The sequence below is a fragment of the Neotabrizicola paludis genome (assembly GCF_044142105.1).
GTDB lineage: Bacteria > Pseudomonadota > Alphaproteobacteria > Rhodobacterales > Rhodobacteraceae > Pseudogemmobacter.
In genome coordinates, this window is the sequence record NZ_JBGTYM010000002.1 from 376,761 (window position 1) to 397,479 (window position 20,719).

At 67.7% G+C, this 20,719-nt stretch carries 22 protein-coding genes; 11 read left to right on the forward strand and 11 right to left on the reverse strand.

Annotation, left to right across the window (positions count from 1 at the left end; all coding sequences use genetic code 11):
- Positions 1-52: 52 nt before the first annotated feature.
- Positions 53-748: an HAD family hydrolase gene (locus ACED67_RS06925; RefSeq protein WP_395540845.1), complete on the reverse strand. Its 696-nt coding sequence runs from the start codon at positions 746-748 to the stop codon at positions 53-55.
- Between the two features lie 183 nt (positions 749-931).
- Between ACED67_RS06925 and clpS the strand changes: the two genes are divergently transcribed.
- The 3 genes from clpS to ACED67_RS06940 are packed head-to-tail and all read left to right on the forward strand — an operon-like array spanning position 932 to position 3,058.
- Positions 932-1,225 carry an ATP-dependent Clp protease adapter ClpS gene (clpS, locus tag ACED67_RS06930; RefSeq protein ID WP_395541144.1) on the forward strand — a complete coding sequence of 98 codons (294 nt, stop codon included), beginning with the start codon at positions 932-934 and terminating at the stop codon, positions 1,223-1,225.
- A 21-nt stretch (positions 1,226-1,246) separates the two neighbouring features.
- Positions 1,247-2,236, forward strand: coding sequence for a class I SAM-dependent methyltransferase (locus ACED67_RS06935; RefSeq protein ID WP_395540846.1), 990 nt, complete (start codon positions 1,247-1,249; stop codon positions 2,234-2,236).
- Positions 2,237-2,245: 9 nt separating this feature from the next.
- Entirely contained in the window at positions 2,246-3,058 is an 813-nt protein-coding gene (locus ACED67_RS06940; protein ID WP_395540847.1) for an SDR family NAD(P)-dependent oxidoreductase, read from the forward strand.
- A 100-nt stretch (positions 3,059-3,158) separates the two neighbouring features.
- Here ACED67_RS06940 and ACED67_RS06945 read toward each other — a convergent pair whose 3' ends face one another.
- Entirely contained in the window at positions 3,159-3,560 is a 402-nt protein-coding gene (locus tag ACED67_RS06945) for a hypothetical protein (protein ID WP_395540848.1), read from the reverse strand.
- A 119-nt stretch (positions 3,561-3,679) separates the two neighbouring features.
- Here ACED67_RS06945 and hemF point away from each other — a divergent pair, with 119 nt between their 5' ends.
- Entirely contained in the window at positions 3,680-4,549 is an 870-nt protein-coding gene (gene hemF, locus ACED67_RS06950; RefSeq protein WP_395540849.1) for an oxygen-dependent coproporphyrinogen oxidase, read from the forward strand.
- Between the two features lie 4 nt (positions 4,550-4,553).
- Positions 4,554-4,922 (forward strand): hypothetical protein, encoded by a 369-nt coding sequence (locus ACED67_RS06955; RefSeq protein WP_395540850.1) that lies wholly within the window; start codon positions 4,554-4,556, stop codon positions 4,920-4,922.
- Positions 4,923-5,046: 124 nt separating this feature from the next.
- On the opposite strand, the gene ACED67_RS06960 is transcribed toward ACED67_RS06955, so the two are convergent.
- Genes ACED67_RS06960 through hemE form a run of 3 tightly spaced genes read right to left on the reverse strand, consistent with a single transcriptional unit; the run spans position 5,047 to position 7,906 of the window.
- A complete protein-coding gene (locus tag ACED67_RS06960; RefSeq protein ID WP_395540851.1) occupies positions 5,047-5,943 on the reverse strand; it encodes an EamA family transporter in 897 nt (298 codons plus the stop codon).
- The gene (locus ACED67_RS06965) at positions 5,940-6,875 is read right to left on the reverse strand and encodes an SdiA-regulated domain-containing protein (RefSeq protein ID WP_395540852.1); all 936 of its coding nucleotides are present in this window, start codon (positions 6,873-6,875) and stop codon (positions 5,940-5,942) included. Before ACED67_RS06965 ends, ACED67_RS06960 begins: the two co-directional genes overlap by 4 nt.
- Complete coding sequence (gene hemE / locus ACED67_RS06970; RefSeq protein ID WP_395540853.1) at positions 6,875-7,906, reverse strand: uroporphyrinogen decarboxylase; 1,032 nt, start codon at positions 7,904-7,906, stop codon at positions 6,875-6,877. The genes ACED67_RS06965 and hemE overlap by 1 nt, the downstream gene beginning before the upstream one ends.
- 102 nt (positions 7,907-8,008) lie before the next feature.
- Between hemE and hemC the strand changes: the two genes are divergently transcribed.
- Complete coding sequence (gene hemC / locus ACED67_RS06975) at positions 8,009-8,953, forward strand: hydroxymethylbilane synthase (RefSeq protein ID WP_395540854.1); 945 nt, start codon at positions 8,009-8,011, stop codon at positions 8,951-8,953.
- Positions 8,954-9,032: 79 nt separating this feature from the next.
- On the forward strand, positions 9,033-9,770 hold the full coding sequence (locus ACED67_RS06980; protein WP_395540855.1) for a BUD32 family EKC/KEOPS complex subunit: 738 nt from the start codon (positions 9,033-9,035) through the stop codon (positions 9,768-9,770).
- Positions 9,771-9,884: 114 nt separating this feature from the next.
- On the opposite strand, the gene ACED67_RS06985 is transcribed toward ACED67_RS06980, so the two are convergent.
- Both ACED67_RS06985 and ACED67_RS06990 read right to left on the reverse strand, forming a co-directional pair.
- The gene (locus ACED67_RS06985; RefSeq protein ID WP_395540856.1) at positions 9,885-12,398 is read right to left on the reverse strand and encodes an ABC transporter permease; all 2,514 of its coding nucleotides are present in this window, start codon (positions 12,396-12,398) and stop codon (positions 9,885-9,887) included.
- A complete protein-coding gene (locus ACED67_RS06990) occupies positions 12,395-13,123 on the reverse strand; it encodes an ABC transporter ATP-binding protein (protein ID WP_395540857.1) in 729 nt (242 codons plus the stop codon). Before ACED67_RS06990 ends, ACED67_RS06985 begins: the two co-directional genes overlap by 4 nt.
- Between ACED67_RS06990 and ACED67_RS06995 the strand changes: the two genes are divergently transcribed.
- Positions 13,122-13,835, forward strand: coding sequence for an arylesterase (locus ACED67_RS06995; RefSeq protein WP_395540858.1), 714 nt, complete (start codon positions 13,122-13,124; stop codon positions 13,833-13,835). The genes ACED67_RS06990 and ACED67_RS06995 overlap by 2 nt on opposite strands.
- A gap of 3 nt (positions 13,836-13,838) precedes the next feature.
- Here ACED67_RS06995 and ACED67_RS07000 read toward each other — a convergent pair whose 3' ends face one another.
- Positions 13,839-14,489 carry a YceI family protein gene (locus tag ACED67_RS07000; RefSeq protein WP_395540859.1) on the reverse strand — a complete coding sequence of 217 codons (651 nt, stop codon included), beginning with the start codon at positions 14,487-14,489 and terminating at the stop codon, positions 13,839-13,841.
- A 162-nt stretch (positions 14,490-14,651) separates the two neighbouring features.
- Here ACED67_RS07000 and ACED67_RS07005 point away from each other — a divergent pair, with 162 nt between their 5' ends.
- Together ACED67_RS07005 and ACED67_RS07010 are read left to right on the forward strand one after the other, a co-directional pair.
- Positions 14,652-16,064: an FAD-binding oxidoreductase gene (locus ACED67_RS07005; RefSeq protein WP_395540860.1), complete on the forward strand. Its 1,413-nt coding sequence runs from the start codon at positions 14,652-14,654 to the stop codon at positions 16,062-16,064.
- Positions 16,057-17,280, forward strand: a complete 1,224-nt coding sequence (locus ACED67_RS07010; protein WP_395540861.1) for an MFS transporter — start codon at positions 16,057-16,059, stop codon at positions 17,278-17,280. Before ACED67_RS07005 ends, ACED67_RS07010 begins: the two co-directional genes overlap by 8 nt.
- Before the next feature lie 11 nt (positions 17,281-17,291).
- Here ACED67_RS07010 and ACED67_RS07015 read toward each other — a convergent pair whose 3' ends face one another.
- From ACED67_RS07015 to ACED67_RS07025, 3 genes are read right to left on the reverse strand one after another with little or no spacing between them, the layout of a single operon-like run.
- A complete protein-coding gene (locus ACED67_RS07015) occupies positions 17,292-18,089 on the reverse strand; it encodes a 3-methyl-2-oxobutanoate hydroxymethyltransferase (RefSeq protein ID WP_395540862.1) in 798 nt (265 codons plus the stop codon).
- Positions 18,089-18,400 (reverse strand): MocE family 2Fe-2S type ferredoxin, encoded by a 312-nt coding sequence (locus ACED67_RS07020; protein WP_395540863.1) that lies wholly within the window; start codon positions 18,398-18,400, stop codon positions 18,089-18,091. Before ACED67_RS07020 ends, ACED67_RS07015 begins: the two co-directional genes overlap by 1 nt.
- A 7-nt stretch (positions 18,401-18,407) precedes the next feature.
- Entirely contained in the window at positions 18,408-19,514 is a 1,107-nt protein-coding gene (locus ACED67_RS07025) for a fatty acid desaturase family protein (protein ID WP_395540864.1), read from the reverse strand.
- A gap of 150 nt (positions 19,515-19,664) precedes the next feature.
- On the opposite strand from ACED67_RS07025, the gene ACED67_RS07030 reads away from it, so the two are divergent.
- Entirely contained in the window at positions 19,665-20,681 is a 1,017-nt protein-coding gene (locus ACED67_RS07030) for a LacI family DNA-binding transcriptional regulator (protein WP_395540865.1), read from the forward strand.
- Positions 20,682-20,719: the final 38 nt, after the last annotated feature.

Sequence of the window (20,719 nt, forward strand, 5' to 3'; positions counted from 1 at the left end):
AAAAAATGTGGACATCTAGGGGGCGGCGCGGATTTGGCCCCTAGGGATAGCGTCAACTGCCGATCCGGGCGATCAGCGGCGCAAGGCCGGTCAGGTCGGAAATCTGCCCATAGCGCGCATGGCCCAGCGGCTCATCGGCTGCCTCCAGCGCCCAGGTCACGCCATGGGGCACATAGATGCCGAAAGCGCCCGCCTCCAGCGCCGGAATCACGTCGGATTTCAGGGAATTGCCGACCATCGCAGCCTGATCCGCACCCGTCCCGTGCCGGGCGAAGACGCGGGCATAGGTATCGGCCTGCTTGTCCGACACGATCTCGACGCCGTGGAAATGTTCGCCCAGGCCGGATTGCGCCAGCTTGCGCTCCTGATGCAGCAGGTCGCCCTTGGTGACCAGCACGATGCGATGGCTCTGCGCCAGCGCCGTCACCGCCTCCAGCGCGCCCGGCAAAAGCTCGACCGGATGGTCCAGCATTGCCCGTCCCGCGCCCAGGATTTCCTGGATCACGCTTGCCGGCACCCGCCCCTCGGTCACCTCGATCGCGGTCTCGATCATCGACAGGGTAAAGCCTTTCACCCCAAAGCCATAGGCCCCGATATTGCGTCGCTCCGCCTCAAGCAGCCGCGCCATGAGATGCTCAGGTGCGGCATGGTCGCGCAACAGGTCGGCAAACCGCTCTTGCGTCAGGCGGAAATAGGCCTCGTTCTGCCACAGGGTATCGTCGGCATCGAAGCCGATGGTGGTGATCATGGCGCCCTCCTTTTGCCGGGGTGATGCCGCCAGACGCAGATTCCCGCAAGCCACCCCCTTTTCGTTAAAGGAAATTTCGCTATATTCCCGTCATCTTTCCGCAATGCGAATCCCCCAAGGACGGAGCTTCATCCGGTGTCGACCCAACCCCATATCCTGTCGGACAAGACCGATGGCCCGGGGATGGACACCTCGCTCCTGGCTAAGCCCAAGACCAAGACCCAGCGCCCGCCGCTGTACAAGGTCTTGATCCTGAACGACGATTACACCCCGATGGAATTCGTCGTCCATGTGCTGGAGCGGTTCTTCGGCCTGACCCATGCCCAGGCCTTCGACATCATGCTCACCGTGCACAAGAAGGGTCTCGCCGTGGTGGGTGTCTTCTCGCATGAAGTGGCGGAAACCAAGGTGGCGCAGGTGATGGATTTCTCGCGCCGCCACCAGCACCCGCTGCAATGCACGATGGAAAAGGAATAGGGGCCGCCTCGCGCCCCGCCCATGCGTTCTGCCCGTCTTGACCTTGCGCTGGCCTCCGGCATCTTCGACCTGCCACCCCAGGGCCGCATCGCCATTTACCGGCCGCAGGCGGGCGATGACCTTTCCGCACTGCCGCAGGATCGCGTCACCGTCCTGACCGGCTTCTTTCCCGACCATGCCGCCTTCGCCGCGCGGGGCTATGCCACCGCACCTGCCGCGCCCTATGCCGCCGCCCTGATCTGCCTGCCCCGCGCCCGCGATCATGCCCGGGCGCTGGTCGCCCAGGCCACAGCCGAATGCCTGCCCGGCGCGCCGGTGCTGGTCGATGGCCAGAAGACCGATGGGATCGAGGCGATGATCCGCGAATTGCGTGGCCTCGTCCCGGTGTCGGAACCTGTCACCAAGGCGCATGGCAAGCTGGTCGCCATCGCCGCCGACCCGGCCCCCTTCACGTCCTGGGCCGCAGGCGACCGTCAGATCGAGGGCGGCTTCATCACCCGCCCCGGCGTCTTCTCGGCAGATGCGCCCGATCGCGGCTCGATGCTGCTGGCCCAGGCCCTGCCCGACACGCTCGGTCCCAAGGTCGTCGATCTGGGCGCCGGCTGGGGCTATCTCTCCCGCGCAATCCTGGCCCGCAAGGGCGTGAAACGGCTCGATCTGGTCGAGGCCGAGGCCGAGGCCGTCACCTGCGCCAAGGCCAATATCCAGGATGACCGCGCCCGCTTCCACTGGGCCGATGCCACCACGTTCCGCCCGGAAACCCTGGCCGAAACCGTCGTCACCAACCCGCCCTTCCATGCCAGCCGCGCCGCCGATCCGGGCCTTGGCGCCGCCTTCATCGCCGCCGCGCGCCGCATGCTTGCGCCCGATGGCGTGCTTTATCTGGTCGCGAACCGCCATCTGCCCTATGATCAGCCGCTGAGTGATCATTTCCTGTCGGTCGAGACCATCGGCGGCGATGCCGCCTTCCGCCTGATCCGCGCCGCCAAACCCCGGCGTCCCGTCCGCTAAAGGTTTCCCATGAGCTTCTCCGTCTCCGGCAAGACCGCCATCGTCACCGGCGCCGCCAACGGGCTTGGCCTCGCCATCGCCCGCCATCTGGTCGACAAGGGCGCGAATGTCATGTTCGCCGATATCGACGAGGCCCGGCTTGATGCCGAAGTGGGCGAGGAAGCCCGCGCCGAAGGCCAGATCCGCATGTTCGCGGGCGATCTGTGCCAGAAGCTGACGATCAACAACCTCCTCTCCGCCACGTTCGATGCCTTCGACCGCGTCGACATCCTGGTCAATGCCAGCCGCCGCCTGATGCCCTCCGACACGCTCAACCCCGATGAAGACGGGGTCGAGACGATGTGGAAGCAGAATGTCCTCACCTCGCTGCGCCTGTCGCAGATGACGGCCAAGCGCATGATCCAATGCGCCGAAAAGGCCGGGCTCGAACCGGGCGAGGCCAAGGGTTCGATCGTCAACATCTCCTCGCTCGCCGCCCAGCGGGTGCAGCCCGTGCTGATGGGCTATGCCATGGCCTCCGCCGCCATCGACCAGATGACCCGAAACCTCGCCGTGGTGCTGGCCGGGCAGGGCATCCGCGTCAACGCCATCGCCATTGCCAGCGTGATGACCGCCAGCTTGCAAAACGCCCTGCGCGAAGCCCCCGACTATCGCGACCGGATCGAGGCCGGCACCCCCCTTGGCCGCATCGCCGGGCCGGATGAACTGGCCGAGACGGTGCAATATCTCGCCTCCGATGCCAGCCGCTTCGTCACCGGCCAGGTCCTGACCGTCGATGGCGGCCGCGGCCTGCTCGATGTGGTCGCCGCCCCCGCCTTCTGAACGCCAAGGTCGCCCTCCGGCAGCCGGCTTCATCTTCTGTTCGCAAATATCCCACGGGGGTCCGGGGGTGTGAAACCCCCGGGGCATCCGCCAGAAGCGCCTATTCCGGATAGGCCGCGCGGCACTGCGCCACCACCGTCTCCGCCGCCCGCGCCAGCTGTGCCCGCTTTTCCTTGAGCTGCGCGAGCTTGCGCGCCTCGGCCTGCAGATCAATCGCCTGCGGCTTGGTGACGGTATGGTAGCTGCGCGTCCGGCAGGTGGTCAGCACCGGCTGCGGCTGGGGGTTGTCCGGCGTCGCCTTTCCCGGCCGATAGCAGGGCTCGAAGGCGGGAAAGCTGATCTCTTCCTTCACCAGCGCATAGCCGCGCGCCAGATTGCCCTCGGCCTCGGCGATCAACGCGTCCACAGTGCGCAGATCGCGGGTGTTGCGGGCGATGCATTGCTCCTGCGGCGTGCCGCAGGCGATCAGCAGCAGGGGCAGGGACAGGATCAGGCGTCTCATTTTCGGCGACTCGCTCAGGGGTGGCCCAAGCCTATCCGCTGCCATCGCTGCTGCCAAATGACGCCTTGGAAATCGGCGGTTTGGCGGCTAGGCACGTCGCATCAGCGAAAGGCCGCCCGATGACCGAAGACTTCACCGCCCGCAAGGCCGAAGCCGCCCAGTGGTTCCGCACCCTGCGCGATCGCATCACCGCCGCCTTCGAGGCGCTTGAGGCCGCGGCCGCGCGTCCGCCCTGCGGCCCGGTCCGCTTCGAAGTCACGCCGACGACGCGGGCCGAAGGCGGCGGCGGTGGCTTGATGAGCGTCCTGCGCGGCGGCGCGGTGTTCGAGAAAGTCGGGGTTAACTGGTCCGAAGTGCATGGCACGCTTGTCCCGCGCGCGCAAAAGGCCATGGCCGCGCGCGGTGTGCCGGGCATGGAGGACGATCCGCGCTTCTGGGCCTCGGGCATTTCGCTTGTCGCCCATATGGCCAACCCGCATGCCCCCGCCGTCCACATGAACACCCGCATGTTCTGGACGCCCGGCGCCTGGTGGTTCGGCGGCGGCGCCGACCTCAATCCCTGTATCGAATATGCCGAGGATACCGCGCATTTCCACGCCCGGATGCGCGCCGCCTGCGACGCGCATGATGCGTCCTACTATCCGCGCTTCAAGGCCTGGGCGGATGAATATTTCTTCATCCCCCATCGTGGCCGCGCCCGTGGCGTCGGCGGCATCTTCTTCGACGATCTGAATACCGGCAATTGGGATGCCGATTTCGCCTTCACCAGATCGGTGGGCGAGGCCTTCCTTCCGGCCTTCCTGCCTCTGGCCGAACGCCGCCACGCCACGCCCTTTTCCGACATGGATCGCGACGCCCAGCTCGTCCATCGTGGCCTCTATGCCGAATACAACCTCGTTTATGATCGCGGCACGAAATTCGGTCTGGAAACTGGCCATGACGCCAATGCCGTGCTGATGAGCCTGCCGCCCCTTGCCAAATGGATCTGACGCCATGCCTGCCGAGCCCGACCTGACGCTGCACGCCCTTTATGCCTCGGTGGTCGAGGATGAGGAGGAGGGGCTTCTCTTCATCGGCTTCGCCGAGGGTGAGGATGAAGAGGAACCCTATCTCCTGTTCCGCCAGCCCGTCGCGGGCGGCCCTGTTTGGTTCGAGATCGGCGATGAGGCTTTCGGTGCCGAGGATGCCCTGGACAGCGTCCGCGAAACGTCGAAGGGTCTTCTCCTGACGGTGCGCCCCGCCGCCCGGGCGGCGCTTGGCTTTGTCGCGACCATCGACCTGCGGCTTGGCACGGATTGCGAAGATGCCGACCCCGCCGTCGCCGCGCTGCGCGAGATGCTGGGTGCGGCGTTCTTTGCCTGACCCCCGAGTCGCTGATCTTGGTTAACGCCCCGGGCCTTGCCCGTCGCGGAAGACGTTTGGAAGACCGTCGCAAGACGGCGAAATCGTCGCCCTGTTGCGGGATTAATCCAGCGTTCCCAACGGCTTACGGCGCCACCCGCATCAGCAGCGCCACCCCCGCCAGCAGGATCGCGATGCCAAGGTTCTGCCGCGCCGTCGTGCGCTGGCCCAGCCAGAACCAGGAAACGGCCAGCGCGAAGATCACCTCGACCAGCGCCAGCGTCCGCACATTCGCGGCCGAGGTCAGCGAGAAGGCCAGAAACCAGAAGGCCGAGGCCAGGGCCCCCAGAAACCCCGCCGCCAGCGACGGGGTCCAGGCGCGAAAGGCCCCGGTCAGCGCTTTGCGGTCGGTGAAGGCCAGCCAGGCGCCAAGCACAAGGGTCTGAATGAAAAGGGAAAGCAGCAGGGTCGTGACCGAGCGGATCAGATAGCCGCCCTCTCCCAAGGCGACGATCCCGCCGCGAAAGCCGATGGCTGCCAGCCCGAACAGCAACCCGGCCAAGAGACCCATCGCCGCCGGCCCGGCATCGGTCAGCATCGCCCGCCCAAGCCCCGGCTTCAGCGTCAGCACAAGGACGCCCAGGACAGCCACGCCGATCGCGCCCAGCATCGGCAGGGTCAGCGGATCGCCCAGCATGGCCCAGCCGACCAGCGCCACCAGCACCGGCTCGCTTTTGGTCCAGGCCGTCGTCAGCCCGAATCCCTGACGCGACATTACCTTTAACATCAACGCGGTAGCCGCGATCTGCGCCAGCGCGCCCATCGCCGTATAGCCCAGCGTGGCGCGGGTCAGCGCCGGGACCGCTTCGCCCGTCGCCGTCACGGTCAGGACCAGGAACAGCGCCGCGAAGGGCAGGCCGAACAGGAAGCGCACATTGGTCGCGCCCAGCGTGCCCAGGGTCTTCGTCAAGCCGCTCTGCGCCGCATTGCGCCCCGTCTGTGCCAGCGCTGCGGCGAGTGACGCCCAGACCCAAAGGCTCATCCTTCCTCCTCCGCCCAGGGCGCCCGCGGATTGCGGGTGAAGCGGTAGAACAGGTTCGGCTCGGACACCAGATAGAGATCGCCCTCCGGCCCGATCGCCAGCCCTTCGGCCTGCGGCACATCTGCCGCAAGCCCCGCCCAGCCGGCCCATAGCGGCAGGGCCGAGACCGGCCTGCCGTCGCGGGCATATTCGACCAGGGCCGAGGTAAGGTCTGACAACAGAACAAGATTTCCCGTGGCGTCATGGGCGGAAAGCGAGGAAAGGTCAGCGGTGAAATGGCCGCCCTGCGCCTGCGGAACCCAGTCGTGCACCGTCACGTCCAGGCCCGGCCCCGCCATGGTCTGCGCGAATCCCGCAATCACCAGCACGCGCACCGGCCACATCTCCTGCGCCACCAAGAGTTCGCCGCGCCTCTGGTCCCAGCTTACCCCCTCGAACCCCATATTGGCGAAAGTGCCGAAATCCAGCGTCAGATGCGGCAGGCCCGCCAGCGACAGCCGCGTCGTCTGTGGTGTGATCTCGACAAAGGCCAGCCGTTGATCCCCTTCATCCGAAACGACAAACCGGTTGCCCTCGACATGGGTGATGCCCTCAAGATCGCGGGCGCCTTCCAGTGGGATCAACCGCAGAAGCCTGCCGTCCGTGGCGATTTCCGCCAGCGCGGGCGGGCGGTTGATCGCCGCGAACAGCGTGCCGGTCACGGGCGAGAAGGTCAGGCCCGAGACATTTTCGGACAATCCCACCACCGGCCGTGCCTCGATCGTCACCTGATAGAAGGGCAGCCAAAGCCCCTTGTCGCGCCAGTCCGCCTCGGCCCCGCGCATCGCCCAGAGATGCAGCCCCAGCCCGATCAGGCCCGAGATCCAAAGCCAGGCCAAAGCGCCGATCAGCGCCAGCGCCGCGCCGCCCATCAGCCAGCGGCGCAAGCGCATCAGCCGCCCCGCACCGTATCGATCATGCGCTTCACATTCTCCGGGTCGGCCTCCGGTGTGATGCCGTGACCCAGGTTGAAGATATGCGGGCCATGGCTGAAGGCCTTCACGATGGCCCGCGTCTCGTCCACCAGCGCCTGGCCGCCCGTAACCATATGATGTGGCGCCAGATTTCCCTGCACACAGCCATCCTTCTGGACATGCTCCGCCGCCCAGTCGGCCGAGACGGAATTGTCCAGCGCCACGCAATCCGCCCCGGTCGCGCGGGCAAAGCCGACATAGCCCTGGCCCGCCTCGCGCGGGAAGGCGATGACCGGAATGCCGGGATGCCGCCGCTTCAGCGCGGCGATGATCCGGGCCGTCGGCTTCACCGCGAAATCGGTGAAATCCTGGCCCTTCAGGCTGCCCGCCCAGCTGTCGAACAGCTTGACCACTTCTGCCCCGGCCTGGATCTGCGCCGAAAGATACAGGATCGTGGCTTCGGTGATCTTGTCGATCAGCGCCGCGAAGGTCGCCCGGTCGGCGGCCTTCAGGGCATGGGCCGGGCCCTGGTCCTTGGTCCCGCGCCCGGCGATCATATAGGTCGCCACCGTCCAGGGCGCGCCGGCAAAGCCGATCAGCGTCGTCTCGCGCGGCAGTTCCCGCGACAGGATGCGCAGCGTCTCATAAACCGGGTTCAGCGTGTCATGGACCGCCTCGGCCGGGCGCAGGGCGGCCAGTTCTGCGGCGGTCGTCGTGGTTTCCATCCGCGGGCCTTCGCCGGTCTCGAACCACAGCTTTCGCCCCAGCGCCTGGGGAAGCAGCAGGATATCGGCAAAAAGGATTGCTGCGTCAAAGCCATAGCGGCGGATCGGTTGCAGCGTGACCTCTGCCGCCAGCTCGGGGTTGTAGCACAGCGACAGGAAATCCCCCGCCTGCGCCCGCGTCGCGCGGTATTCCGGCAGATAGCGCCCGGCCTGCCGCATCATCCAGACGGGCGGGGTGGGCAGGGTCTCGCCCGAAAGGGCGCGCAGGATCAGCTTCTGGGTCATTCGGGCCTCCGGCCCCTGCCTTGCCCCTCTGCGGCGGCATGTCAAGGCGGGCCGGTGCCATGGGCCGTTGAATGGCGCTTCTGTCGCGGGTAAGCCTGCGTTATGACCCAAGCCCTGCCTTCCCCCGCTCATCCGCTCCGCATCGGCACCCGCGGCTCGCCGCTTGCACTCTGGCAGGCGCATGAGGTGCGGCGCAGCCTGATGGCCGCCTTCGCCCTGCCTGAGACCGCCTTCGAGGTGGTGGTGATCAAGGTCATGGGCGATCAGGTCCAGGACAAGTCGCTGCGCGAGATCGGCGGCAAGGGCCTGTTCACGCGGGAAATCGAAGAGGCGCTGCTGGCGGGCGGCATCGACATCGCCGTCCATTCGATGAAGGACATGCCGACCGTTCAGCCCGAGGGTCTGCTGCTGGACTGCTACCTGCCGCGCGCCGATGTGCGCGACGCTTTTGTCAGCCTGAAATTCGCGGCCATCGCCGATCTGCCCCAAGGCGCGACGGTCGGCTCCTCCTCGCTGCGGCGGCGGGCGCAACTGGCGCTGCGGCGCCCCGATCTGAAGCTGGTCGAGTTCCGCGGCAATGTGCAGACCCGTCTGCGCAAGCTGGAGGAAGGCGTGGCGGACGCGACGTTCCTGGCCATGGCCGGCCTGACGCGGCTGGGCATGGCAGATGTGGCGCGCTCGGCCATCGAACCGGCCCAGATGCTGCCCGCCGTGGCGCAGGGCGCGATCGGCGTCGAACGCCGCGCCGATGATCCCGCCACCGCCCGGCTGCTGGCCGCAATTCATGACCGCGACACCGGGTTGCGGCTGGCCGCCGAACGCGCCTTCCTTGCGCGGCTCGACGGCTCTTGCGAAACCCCGATTGCCGGACTTGCGCTTCTGGACGGCGACAGCCTGTGGCTGCGCGGAGAGATCCTGCGTCCCGATGGTTCCGAGGCGATTGCCGCAGAGCGGCGTGGCCCCGCGCGGGACGGCGCGTCCCTGGGGCATGCGCTGGCGGATGAGCTGCTTGAACGGGCACCCACCGGGTTTCTGGCCGGGCATTAGGCCGGGTCGGGCAGGCCTGACCTTACAAATCTGTTGCTGAGGTTTTACATTCGCGTTTCCCACATCTGTGAGACGCCTTTTGACCTCGACCGCCGATCCTGCCCTGATACGGGCCGTCAAGACTGCCCTGTCCGGCCCGCGCAAGCGGGTGCGGCCGGTCGACCTGCCCGATGGGCGGCGGTTCTGGCTGAAACGGGTCGAGCGGATGGGGCTGATCCTGCGCCTGCAGAAAGGCGATCCGCAGGCGCTGTTCGATGCCGAACGCCAAGGCCTGCATGTGCTGGCCGATCACGGAATGCCCGTGGTTCCAGTGGCGCTGGAAGGGCCGGATTTCCTGGTCACCCCCGATGTCGGCACGCCCCTGGGGCAGCTTGACAAGGCCGCGCCAGAAGACGGGGTGCGGGCCTTTGCGGCTGCGGGCAAGGCTTTGGCGCTGTTGCACTGGGCCGGGCTTGTCCATGCCCGTCCGGCAATCCGCGATATCTGCTGGGACGGGCAAGAGGCGCGATTCATCGACCTTGAACGCTTCCGGCCCGGCAAGCGCGGCGGCTTCTGGCAGGCGATGGATGTGGTGATCTTCACCCAAAGCTGCTTCGTGCGCTGGCCTGATGACACACGGCTTCTGGACGCAGCCCTTGCAGCCTATGCGGCCAATGCGCCGGATGGTGCGATGGCGCGGGTGGCCAAGGCCGCGCGCGGGTTGTGGTGGCTCGGTGCGCTGGCTCGGGCGCTTCGGCTGATCCTGCCCCGCAACAAGGAATTGCGCGCGGTGGGCCTGACGCGGGCGCGGCTGGCCCGGGTTGCTGCCAGCGCCTGACCGGCGGGCAGGCCTTAAGATTTGGTGAATCCCGCCGGATCAACCCGTTGATTTCCTTTGTGGCAGTCACCTGTCCCACCGTGGGACAGGCGGCGGGGCAGGCAACTCCGGCGCCTATTCCTGGCCCCGCAGCACCCGCGCGGGACGCACCGACAGGGGGCGCGCCGCAAAGGCCAGCCCGGCCAGCAGCGTCGCCAGCACGCCTCCGATCACGATGCCCAGGGCCGAGACCGGCTCGAATCGATAGGGGCTGTCCATCACGAAGACCATGACGGCCCAGCCGGAAATTGCCCCCGCCGCAATCGCCACCACCCCCGCCGCCGCGCCCAGAAGCGCCGCCCGCAGCGCGAAACTGCCCAGGATGCGGCCACGCGTGGCGCCCAACACCTTCAAGAGCGCCGCCTCATAGGCCCGCGCCCCTTCGCCTGCCGCCGCCGCGCCGATCAGCACGACAACGCCGGTCAGCAAGGTGCCCGCCGCCGCCCAGGCCGTGGCCGAGGCAATCGCCGCCAGCGCCTCGGTCACCCGGTCCACCGCCTCGCGGATGGCAATGGCGGTGATATTTGGCCAGGTGCGCGAGACGGTGCGCAATATGTCCGCCTCGGCCTCGGGCGGGGCATAGACCGTGGCGATATGGGTATGCGGCGCCGCGCGCAGGGCGGCGGCATCCAGCACCATCACGAAACCCATCGCGGCATTCGAGAAATCCACCTCGCGGAACGAGGTCACTTCCGCCTCGATGTCGCGGCCCAGGATGTTCGTCGTGATCCTGTCGCCCAGTTTCAGCCCGATCTCGGCGGCTTCCTCGGCGGCAAAGCTGATCTGCGGCGGCCCGGCATAGCCTTCGGGCCACCATTGCCCGGCGGTGATCTTGGTGCCGGGCGGTGGCGTTTCGGCATAGGAAATCCCCCGGTCACCGCGCACGACCCAATGGTCGCCCGCAACATCGCGCGCGGGGCGGCCGTTGATCTCGGTGATCACGCCCCGCAGCATCGGGGCGCTTTCGATGTCGCCGACCAGAGGGTTCGCGGCCATCATCGCGCGGAACGGCCCGATCTGGTCGTTCTGGATATCGACAAAGAAAAAGGCGGGGGCGCGGGTCGGCAGGTCCTGGTCGATCGCCCGGCGCAGGTTCCAGTCGATCTGGCCCACCGCCGCCAGGACCGACAGCCCGAGGCCCAGCGACAGGATCACCGGCAGCGCGTCGGACCGTGGCCCGCCAATCGCCGCCAGCGCCGCGCGCAACCCCACGCGCCCGCGCACCAGCCGCGACCGCGCCAGCCGCCGCGCGGCAAGGCGCAGGCCAAGCGCGGAGAGGCCAAGCAGCAACAGCGCCCCGATCACCCCGCCCGCCGTGCCAAGGGCCAGTTCCGGCATCCCCGACAGGGCGGTGGCCGTGCCGATCAGCACCAGCGCCAGAACCAGCATCAGGATCATCCAGCGGGCGCGCGGCCAGCCGCGCGTGCCCTCGCCGCCGCGATAAAGGGCGGCAGGTCGGATCGTCTCGGTCCGCGCCAGCGGCAGCAAGGTGAACAAAAGCGCCGAAACCGCACCATAGAAGGCGGCTTCCAGCAGCGCGCGCAGGGAAAAGCCGATTTCGGCGGGGAAGGGCAGGGCGGCCTCGATCAGCGGCGCGGCCAGAACGGGCAGGCCCGCGCCCAGCACAAGGCCGATCACAAGGCCGACCCCGGCCAGGATCGCAACCTGGATCAGATAGATCCGGAAGATCAGACCGCCGCCCGCGCCAAGGGTTTTCAGGGTGGCGATGGTCGCGGTCTTGCGGTCAAGCCAGGCGCGGATCGCGGCCGAGATGCCGACGCCTCCGGTCGCCAGACCGGCTAGGCCGACCAGCACCAGGAAACTGCCGATCCGCTCGACAAACCGCTCGATCCCCGGCGCGGCATTGCGGCTATCGGTCCAACGCAACCCGCCATCGGGAAAGGCCGCCTCGGCCGCCGCCTCAAGCCCGTCCAGATCGCTGCCCGCAGGCAGGGCCATGCGATAGCGGGTTTCATACAGCGAGCCGGGCGTCAGCAGGCCCGAATTGGCGAGGGCCGTGGTTGAAACGATGGTGCGCGGGCCAAGGGCAAAGCCTGCGCTGGCGCTGTCGGGTTCGCGCAGCAGGCGGGCGGCAAGGCGAAACTCCTGCGTGCCAAGGCGGAAGCTCTGGCCGATCTTCAGTCCCAGCCTGTCGACCAGAAGCGGGTCCATCACCGCGCCCGGCAGGCCGTCTACCGGGGCCAGCGCCTGTGCCAAGGTCTGTTCCGGCTCCAGCGGCACAGCGCCATAAAGCGGATAGGCCGCGTCCACCGCCTTGATCTGGGTCAGCGCCTGATCGTTGCCGGTCACCGCCATGGACCGGAAATCGTAAACTTCCGACGACCGGCTGGCGGTGCGCGCGATCCAGTCCCGCTCGGGCGCGGTCGCGGCGCGATAGGTCAGCCGGATTTCGGCATCGCCGCCCAGAAGGACAGAACCCTGATCGGTCAGCCCGCTTTGAATGGCGCTGCGCAGGGTGCCAACGCCAGCAATCGCCGCCACCCCCAGCGCGATGCAGGCCAGAAAGACCCGCAATCCGCGCAGGCCGCCGCGCAATTCCCGCAGCGCGATGCGAAAGGCCAGGCTCATTCGGCGGCCTTCGCGGCGGCGTCGGCCCCGAGATCTGTTCCCGGATCCGTCCCGGCCAGCCGGCCATCGACCAGCCGGATCACCCGGTCGCAGCGGTCCGCCAGTTCCGGCGCATGGGTGACCAGAACCAGCGTCGCGCCATGGCGGTCACGCAGGGCGAAAAGCAGGTCCATGATCGCCGCGCCATTGGCGGCATCGAGATTGCCCGTCGGCTCGTCGGCCAGAAAGATCGCCGGGCGCGGCGCCGCGGCGCGGGCCAGCGCCACGCGCTGCTGCTCGCCCCCCGACAACTGGCTGGGATAATGGTCCAGCCGGTGGCCAAGGCCCATTGCCTGCAATTCCTCGGCCGCGCGGGCAAAGGCATCGGTCCGGCCCGCCAGTTCCAGCGGGATCGCGACATTTTCAAGCGCCGTCATCGTCGGGATCAGGTGGAAGCTCTGGAACACCACCCCCATATTGTCCCTGCGGAACCGCGCCAGCGCATCTTCGCCCAGCTGGGTCAGGTCCTGACCCAGCGCCACGACCTGACCCCCGGTGGCGCGTTCCAGCCCGCCCAGAAGCATGAGGAGCGACGACTTGCCCGACCCCGAAGGCCCGATCAGCCCCACCGTCTCGCCCCGGTTGACCACAAGCGAGATGCCCCGCAGGATCTCGACCGGGCCGGCATTGCCGGGCAGCGTCAGCTGCGCGTCGGTCAGCGAGAGGACGGGGGAAAGGTCGGTCATGCGCGGCATCCTGATACGGGTCACACAGGGATATGGCCTGATTGCGCGTCTGTGCAACCTCACGATCGCGTGGGTTTTCTGCGTTGCGGCGTCGGTTCTGGCCGCCACTGCGCAGCCGGTGACCATCGTGGCGCTGGGCGACAGTCTGACGGCGGGCTATGGGCTGGCCGATCCGGGCGACGGTCTGGTGCCGCAATTGCAGGACTGGCTCAAGGCGCATGGGACGGATGTGGTGATCGAGAATGCGGGCGTGTCCGGCGATACCACGGCGGGCGGGCTTGCGCGGTTGGACTGGGCGCTGTCCCCCGGCGCGCAGGCGATGATCGTGACTTTGGGCGGCAATGACATGCTGCGCGGCCTGCCGCCCGACGAGGTGCGCGCGAATCTTGAGGCGATCCTGACCGGGGCCGAGGCGCGCGGCCTGCCGGTCCTTCTGGTCGGTATGAAGGCGCCCGGCAATTTCGGCCCCGATTACAAGGCCGAATTCGACGCTATCTATCCCGAACTTGCCGCCGCCCATGCGGACCTGCTTTTCCCCGATTTCTTTGCCGGTTTCGTGGCCGAAGGCGCCGACCCGGCCGACCCTGCCAGTTATGCGCGCCTCATGCAGGCCGATGGCATCCACCCCAATCCCGACGGTGTGAAGGCCATCGTCGCGGCGCTCGGGCCCAGCGTGCAGGAACTGGTCGCCAAGATCGCCACCGCGCCCTGACGCCTAGGGCGCAGGGGTCGGCACCGGCACGGCGGCGCTGGTCGAGGTGAATTCGGTCTCGATCTCCAGCGTCACGGCATCGCTGACGCCCATGGTCGTGCCCGGCGCGGGCACGCCGAAACCCACGCCGAAATCGGACCGATTGAAGCTGCCCTTGACCGAAAAGCCGATCCGCGCCCCTGCCGTGTCGAGTGGCATGGACCCCCAGCCGCCATTATAGGTCACTTGCAGCGTCACCGGCTTGGTCACGCCATGGATGGTCAGATCGCCCGTCACATCCGCACTATGCTCTCCGGTCAGTGCAATCGCGGTCGAGGTGAAGCGCGCCTCGGGGAATTGCGCGGCATCCAGGAAATCGGGCCCGGTCAGAACCGCGTCGAAATCCAGCGCCGGGTCGGGGTAATGCGTGGTCAGGGAGGCGACCTTGACCGTGATGTCGACCTTCATCGACACGGGGTTTTCCGGGTCGAAATGCAGCGTTCCGCCGAAATCGAAAAACGGGGCGATATAGGTCGAAAAGCCCAGATGGTTGACCTTGGCCAGAAGCCGCGAATGGCCAAGGTCCAGAATGTAGTCGCCCGCGACCGGGGCGGGCAGATCCTGTGCAGCGACGGGCACTGCGAGCAGGCAGGACAAGAGAAGAGCGCGCAGCATCGAGGGCCTCTGATTGTTAGATGATGTGCTAACTGATAGTACTATGGACTGTCCTGTCAAGGCTTTCTAGGGTGGCCGCGCCCCCGGGGGTTTTGCGCCCCCGGACCCCCGCAAGGTATATGTGTCAAGATGAAGGGCGGGGGGCTTCGATCCGGGATGACCATGGGACTGATTGATGATCTGGCGGCGGTTGTGGGACCGCCGCAGGTGCTGGTGGGCGAGGCCACGCGCCGCTATGCCGACGATTGGATGGGCAAGTATCACGGCGCGCCCCTGGCGGTGGTGCGGCCTGCCGATACGGCACAGGTCGCAGCCTGCGTCAGGCTGGCGGCGGCGGCGGGGGTGGCGGTGGTGCCGGTCTCGGGCAATACCGGGCTGGTCGGCGGCACCATGACCGAGGGCGGGCTGATGATCAGCCTTGAGCGGATGAACCGCATCCGCGCCCTGCGCCCCGAGGCGCGGCTGGTCGTGGCCGAGGCGGGCGTCATCCTTCAGGCGATCCACGAGGCGGCCGAGGCGCTGGGCCTGTATTTCCCGCTGTGGTTCGGGGCGCGCGGCTCGGCCCAGCTGGGCGGGGCGCTGTCGACCAATGCCGGCGGGTCGAACGTGCTGCGCTATGGCTCGACCCGCGGCCTCTGCCTCGGGATCGAGGTGGTGCTGGCCGATGGCCGGGTGCTGGATTTGATGAGCGAGCTGCACAAGGACAATTCCGGCTATGATCTGAAGGACCTGTTCATCGGGGCCGAGGGCACGCTGGGCATCGTGACGGCGGCGGTGATGAAGCTGGTGCCGGCACCCCTGGCCCATGCCACGGCCTGCGTGGCGGCCGACAGCCTGCCCAAGGCGCTGGGCCTGTTGAACCGGATGCAGGCGGCGACGGGCGGGCGGGTCGAGGCCTTCGAATTCATGCCGCGCAGCTACAGCCAGCGGCTGGTCGAGGCGCGGCCCGATCTGGGCCTGCCCTTCGCCGAGATCCCCGAAGTGACGATCCTGATCGAGGCCGGCACCACCGTGGCCGAGGAGGCCGCCCCCGGCCCCGATGGCGCGGTGCCGCTGGTGGCGCGGCTGGAAGAGGTTCTGGGCGCGATGTTCGAGGAGGGGCTGATCAGCGATGCCGTGGTGGCACAGTCCGAGGCGCAGCGCCGGGCGATGTGGGCGCGGCGCGAGGCTGCCGCCGAGATCTGCGTCGGGCTGGACCCGGCGGTCGACACCGATGTCTGCCTGCCCTTGGACAAGGTTGACGCCTTCCTGACCCTGACCGAGGCGCGGCTGGCCGTGCTCGACCCCGGCATCCGCAGCCTGACCGTGGCGCATCTAGGCGATGGCAACCTGCATTACACGCTGTTCCCGACGCGCAAGGACGCGGCGCTTGCGGATGCGGTGATGGATTGCGTCGAGGATGTGGTGCAGGAGCTGGGCGGGTCGTTCAGCGCCGAGCATGGCATCGGCCTGTCGAAACTGCCGTCGATGCGGCGGCGCAAGAATCCGGTGGCGCTGGAGGTCATGCGGGCGCTGAAAGCTGCGTTGGACCCGCAGGGCGTGATGAACCCCGGCAAGGTGGTGCCGCTTGGCTGACCTCTCGCTTGGTCCGGCGCCCGGCCCGGCGCGGCTGGTGCTGCGCGATCCCTCGCTGCGGCTGGCGGCGATCGTCCTGGCGCTGCAAGGCGCGGTGATCTGTTCCTACATGCCCTATGTGTCGGATCTGGCGGTGCATCGCTTCGGCTTCGGCGATGCGGGCTATGCGGTGATCCTGGCGCTCGCGTCGGCGGTCTCGGTGGTCTCGGCCGTGGCCGTGGGCATCCGCACCGACCAGACCGCGCGGCGGCGGGGCATGGCGGCGCGGGCGGCGGCGGCGCTGGTCCTGGCCATGGCTCTGATGAGTCTTCTGCCCGCCGCCTGGTCTTTCGTGCTGGTGGCGGTGGTGTTGATGCCCTTTGCCGGCACGATCTTCGGCCAGGTCTTTGCCATGGCGCGGCTGGCCGCCTTTGCCCATCCGCCCGCCGCGCGCGACGGGGTGATGTCGGTGATCCGCGCGCTTCTGGCCGCGCCCTTCGTTGTCGTGCTGCCGCTCTGGTCGCTGGCCTTCGCCGCCGGGGCCGGGGTGATGGCGGTCTTTCCGGTCAGCCTGGTGGTGGCGCTGGTGATGCTGGCCGTGATCCTGCGCCTTTGGCCGCGCGACGGGCGCGCGCCCTGGGCCGAGGCGCCCTCGGGCCTGTCGTCCCGCGCCGCGCTGGCCGAGATCGGGCGTCCGCGCACGCTGCTGCGGGTGATCGCGCTGGGGGCGGTGAATGCCGGGCCGACGCTGTACATGGCGCTGACCGCGCTGGTTCTGGGCCAGGTGCCGGGGCGGGGCGCGGGCGATGTGGCGCTTTATGTCGGGCTGGTCGCCGGGCTGGAAGTGCCCTTCATGCTGCTCTTTCCCGCGCTGATGCGGGCCGTGCCGCGCCAGCAGGGCATCCTGATTGGGGCCGGGCTTTATGCGCTGCATCTGGGGCTGATGCCCTGGCTGGCGCATGGTCCCTGGCTTTGGCTTCTGGTCTTGCCCGCTGCGATGGGCGGCGCGCTGACCCTGACGCTGCCCATCGCCTATCTGCAGGACCTGCTGCATGACCGGCCCGGCGCCGGGGCCAGTCTGATGGCGGTGCAGCGCCTGTCGGGCGATGTGATCGCGGCGCTGTGCTTCGCGGCGGGAACACTCTTGTCGGGCTATGCCCTTGCTGCCGCCTTCGGGGTGGTCGTTTCGCTGGCGGGCGCGCTGGCGCTGCTGATCGCGGATCGCCATAGGGCCTGAGCCCACCGGCGTCACTCCTGCGCCAGCCAGTCCCGGAAGGCCGCGACCACTTCCGGGTCGCTGTCGACCAGATGCTGCGGCGCGGGATAATCGCCCTCATGCACATCGCGCGCGTAGCGGGCCATCGCCTGCACGCGCAGCGACTGGAGGCGGTCCTGTTCCGCTGCAAGATCGGCATAGACCTTGGCATGGCGCGGCACGCGGCCGCGGTTCTGGCCCAGCACATCGTCCGAGAACAGGTATTGCGCATGGGCCCCCGCGCGCCCGGCCCCCATCGAGATCAGGAAGAGGCTGGTCTTTTCGGCGATCGCGGCGGTGATCGCATGCGGCACCACCTCGATCTCGGCGGCAAAGGCACCAGCCTCTTCCAGCGCGCGCACCTGCCGCCAGACCAGCTGCGCCGTCTCCAGCGTCTTGCCCACTGCCTTGAAGCCGCCGGTCCAGGTGCGCTTCGACGGGATCAGCCCGACATGGCCGCAGACCGCTAGGCCGTGATCGGCCAGCGCCCTGACGGTCTGCAAAGAGCCCGAGCAGTAGAATCCATCCGCCCCGGCCTTGGCCAGGGGCATGGCCCAGCGGAGGAAATCGTCGGTCCCGCCGATCTCGAAGAAATTTTCGCCGGGGAAGGCGAAGGCATCGGGCGCAACGTCGCGGAAGCGGCGATCCAGCAGCATGGCGGGTGGGATCGAAAACAGTTCCACCCCCGCCTGCGCGGCGGCGGCAGCCTCGTCCAGCGTCTCGACGCGCAGCATGGCATAATGGTGCCGGCCGCGCGCCGCCCGCAGGTCATGGACGGTAGGGGGCGCCATCACGGCACCTCGACATAGACGGCATCACCCTCGACCTTCACGGCAAAGGTCTGCAAGGCCACGCAGACCGGCGTGCGCTTGGCCGCGCCGGTGCGATAGTCGAACTGGCCATTGTGCTTGGGGCATTCGATCAGATGGCCCATCACCAGCCCGTCGCAAAGATGCACCTGCTCATGGGTGCACAGGCCCGCCGTGGCGAAGAATTCCCCTTCCGGCGACTGGTAGATGGCATAGGTCGCCCCCGCATGGTCCCAGCGGATCAGGTCCTCTTCCTCGACATCATCGGTGGAGCAGGCTTTTACCCAGGGCATGGCATCCTCACTCGGCAGGGATTGCGGAAGGCGGCGGGGCGTCGGCCGCGCCGGGCGAGATCGCGTGAAACTCTTCGCGATAGGGTTTGGCACCAGGCGGCAGCGCGCGCTTCAGGAAGTAATCCTCATAAAGGATCTGCCGTTTGAAGGCGGGCCACATCTCGGCAAAGCCCTCGGCGATCGAGCGGTTGGGCGCGGGCAGGTCGTGCTTGATCACTTCATGCAGGCGCGGCAGGGCATGATAGGGCACCATCGGGAACATGTGATGTTCGACATGGTAATTCATGTTCCAGTAGATGAAGCGCGAGACCGGGTTCATATAGACGGTGCGGCTGTTCAACCGGTGGTCGGTCACGTTGTCGGCAAGGCCGCCATGTTGCAAAAGGCCGGTCATCACATGGTGCCAGGCGCCATAGAGGCGCGGCAGGCCGATCACCATCAGGGGCAGGATCGAGCCCATCGAGATGGCCAGCGCCAGGATCGCGGCATAGATCGCGGCATGGACGATGGCGACGCGCTGCACCTTGCCCCATTCGCTTTCCGGCACGAAGGTCCGTTCCACCGCATTGGGGCCGAACAGCGCATTCTGGATCAGATTGGGGAAGAAGCGCAGCACATCCAGGATGCCGAAGAAGTTAAGCACCAGCTTGGCCAGCTCCGGCGGGCGCATGACGGCAATCTCGGGGTCGCGGCCGACGATATAGGTGTCGGTATGGTGGCGGGCATGGCTCCAGCGCCACGTGGCCGAATTGCGCATGATCATGAAACTGGCGATCTCATAGACCGCCTTGTTCATCCAGGGCGTCTTGAAGGCGGTGCCATGGCCACATTCATGCCAGCGGCTGTCCGAGGCCGAGCCATACAGCACGCCATAGACCGCCAAGAACGGCGCCGATCCCCAGGAGGGCCAGAGCCAGATGCCGATCCCCGCTGTCAGGATCATCACGCCGTAGAGGATGATGGTGTCGCGGATCGCAGGCGCGTCGCTGCGCTGCATCAGGTCTTTCATAACCTTGCGCGGAACCTCGGTATGATACCAGGCCGCCGCCGCCAGCCCGGTTTCCACTGCGCGCCGCCCATCCGGGCCCAAGAGGTCATAGTCGCGTTTCGTCATGGTCGGTCCTCCCCACGCGGCGAAAATAGAATGCAAATTCCATTTCGAACAATAAGGGGGGTGGAGTATTCCATCAGAACTCGTCAAACTTGAGTGCAGATTTGACGAAGAATCGTCAGCCTCCTGCGGGGAGCGATGCGCAGACCAGGAATGCGGGCCCTGGCCGAAGCGGCGGGCGTCTCGGTGGCGACCGTCGACCGCGCGCTGAACGGGCGCGAGGCGGTGCGCGCCGAAACGCGCGCGATTCTGGCCGAGGCGGCGGCAAGGATCGGCCATCCGGCGGCAGGGCGGCTGGGCGCGCCATCAGCGGACGACCTGCCGATTGCGACCTTTGGCGTGGTGCTGCACAAGCAGGGGCAGGAATTCTACCAGGCCTTTGCTGAAGAGCTTCAGCGGGCCGTTGCACAGGCCCCGGGCGTGCGGGCGCGGCTTGTGCTGGAGTTTTCGTCCAGCCAGTCTCCGGCCGACATGGCGGGCCAGATGCGGCGCATGGCGGGGCGCTGCGACGTGCTGGCCGCAACCTCGGTGAACCATCCCGAAGTGACGGCGGCGGTCGAGGCGCTGCGGGCGCAGGGCCTGCCCGTGATCTCGCTTCTGTCCGATTTCGCGCAGGGGGCGCGGATTGGCTATCTGGGCCTGAACAATCTGAAAATCGGCCGGACCGCCGGCTGGATCACGGCCCTTTCCGCCCGCGTGCCGGGAAAGGTCGCGGTCTTTGTGGGCGGGCATCGCTGGCACGGCCATGACCTGCGCGAGACCGGCTTCCGCACCTATCTGCGCGAGGCGGCTCCGCAGCTGGAAGTCCTGGAAACCATGGTGAACCTGGAAACAAGGCAACTGACCTATGAGGCAGCGCTGGCGCTTCTGGCCCGTCACGCAGACCTGCGCGGCATCTATGTCGCGGGCGGCGGGATGGAGGGCGCCATCGCCGCCTTGGCCGAATCGGGCCGGGCGGGCCAGGTCTCGCTGGTCGTCTCGGCGCTGACGCCGCTTTCTCGCAAGGCCCTGGCCGAAGGCGTGGTGACCCTGGTCACCGATACGCCGCTCGAGAAGCTGTGCCGGGCGCTTTTTGCGCGGATGTCGCAGATCGCCTGCGAGGGGGCCGAGGCGCCGGCTGAAAGCCAGCATTTCCTGCCACCCGACATCCATGTGCGCGAGGCGCTGTGATGGATTTTGGAATTTTCATTTGCTACGCTTCAAAAATG

What these genes read in the sequence shown, in the direction of transcription:
- ACED67_RS06995 (WP_395540858.1), top strand. Translation starts at nt 13,122, where the DNA reads ATGCGCGGCATCCTGATACGGGTCACACAGGGATATGGCCTGATTGCG.
- ACED67_RS06925 (WP_395540845.1), bottom strand. Translation starts at nt 748, where the DNA reads ATGATCACCACCATCGGCTTCGATGCCGACGATACCCTGTGGCAGAAC.
- hemC (WP_395540854.1), top strand. Translation starts at nt 8,009, where the DNA reads ATGACCCAAGCCCTGCCTTCCCCCGCTCATCCGCTCCGCATCGGCACC.
- ACED67_RS06965 (WP_395540852.1), bottom strand. Translation starts at nt 6,875, where the DNA reads ATGCGCTTGCGCCGCTGGCTGATGGGCGGCGCGGCGCTGGCGCTGATC.
- ACED67_RS07020 (WP_395540863.1), bottom strand. Translation starts at nt 18,400, where the DNA reads ATGCCCTGGGTAAAAGCCTGCTCCACCGATGATGTCGAGGAAGAGGAC.
- ACED67_RS06990 (WP_395540857.1), bottom strand. Translation starts at nt 13,123, where the DNA reads ATGACCGACCTTTCCCCCGTCCTCTCGCTGACCGACGCGCAGCTGACG.
- ACED67_RS07030 (WP_395540865.1), top strand. Translation starts at nt 19,665, where the DNA reads ATGCGGGCCCTGGCCGAAGCGGCGGGCGTCTCGGTGGCGACCGTCGAC.
- hemE (WP_395540853.1), bottom strand. Translation starts at nt 7,906, where the DNA reads ATGACCCAGAAGCTGATCCTGCGCGCCCTTTCGGGCGAGACCCTGCCC.
- ACED67_RS06945 (WP_395540848.1), bottom strand. Translation starts at nt 3,560, where the DNA reads ATGAGACGCCTGATCCTGTCCCTGCCCCTGCTGCTGATCGCCTGCGGC.
- ACED67_RS06935 (WP_395540846.1), top strand. Translation starts at nt 1,247, where the DNA reads ATGCGTTCTGCCCGTCTTGACCTTGCGCTGGCCTCCGGCATCTTCGAC.
- ACED67_RS06940 (WP_395540847.1), top strand. Translation starts at nt 2,246, where the DNA reads ATGAGCTTCTCCGTCTCCGGCAAGACCGCCATCGTCACCGGCGCCGCC.
- ACED67_RS07000 (WP_395540859.1), bottom strand. Translation starts at nt 14,489, where the DNA reads ATGCTGCGCGCTCTTCTCTTGTCCTGCCTGCTCGCAGTGCCCGTCGCT.
- ACED67_RS07005 (WP_395540860.1), top strand. Translation starts at nt 14,652, where the DNA reads ATGGGACTGATTGATGATCTGGCGGCGGTTGTGGGACCGCCGCAGGTG.
- hemF (WP_395540849.1), top strand. Translation starts at nt 3,680, where the DNA reads ATGACCGAAGACTTCACCGCCCGCAAGGCCGAAGCCGCCCAGTGGTTC.
- ACED67_RS07015 (WP_395540862.1), bottom strand. Translation starts at nt 18,089, where the DNA reads ATGGCGCCCCCTACCGTCCATGACCTGCGGGCGGCGCGCGGCCGGCAC.
- ACED67_RS07025 (WP_395540864.1), bottom strand. Translation starts at nt 19,514, where the DNA reads ATGACGAAACGCGACTATGACCTCTTGGGCCCGGATGGGCGGCGCGCA.
- ACED67_RS06960 (WP_395540851.1), bottom strand. Translation starts at nt 5,943, where the DNA reads ATGAGCCTTTGGGTCTGGGCGTCACTCGCCGCAGCGCTGGCACAGACG.
- ACED67_RS06985 (WP_395540856.1), bottom strand. Translation starts at nt 12,398, where the DNA reads ATGAGCCTGGCCTTTCGCATCGCGCTGCGGGAATTGCGCGGCGGCCTG.
- clpS (WP_395541144.1), top strand. Translation starts at nt 932, where the DNA reads ATGGACACCTCGCTCCTGGCTAAGCCCAAGACCAAGACCCAGCGCCCG.
- ACED67_RS06955 (WP_395540850.1), top strand. Translation starts at nt 4,554, where the DNA reads ATGCCTGCCGAGCCCGACCTGACGCTGCACGCCCTTTATGCCTCGGTG.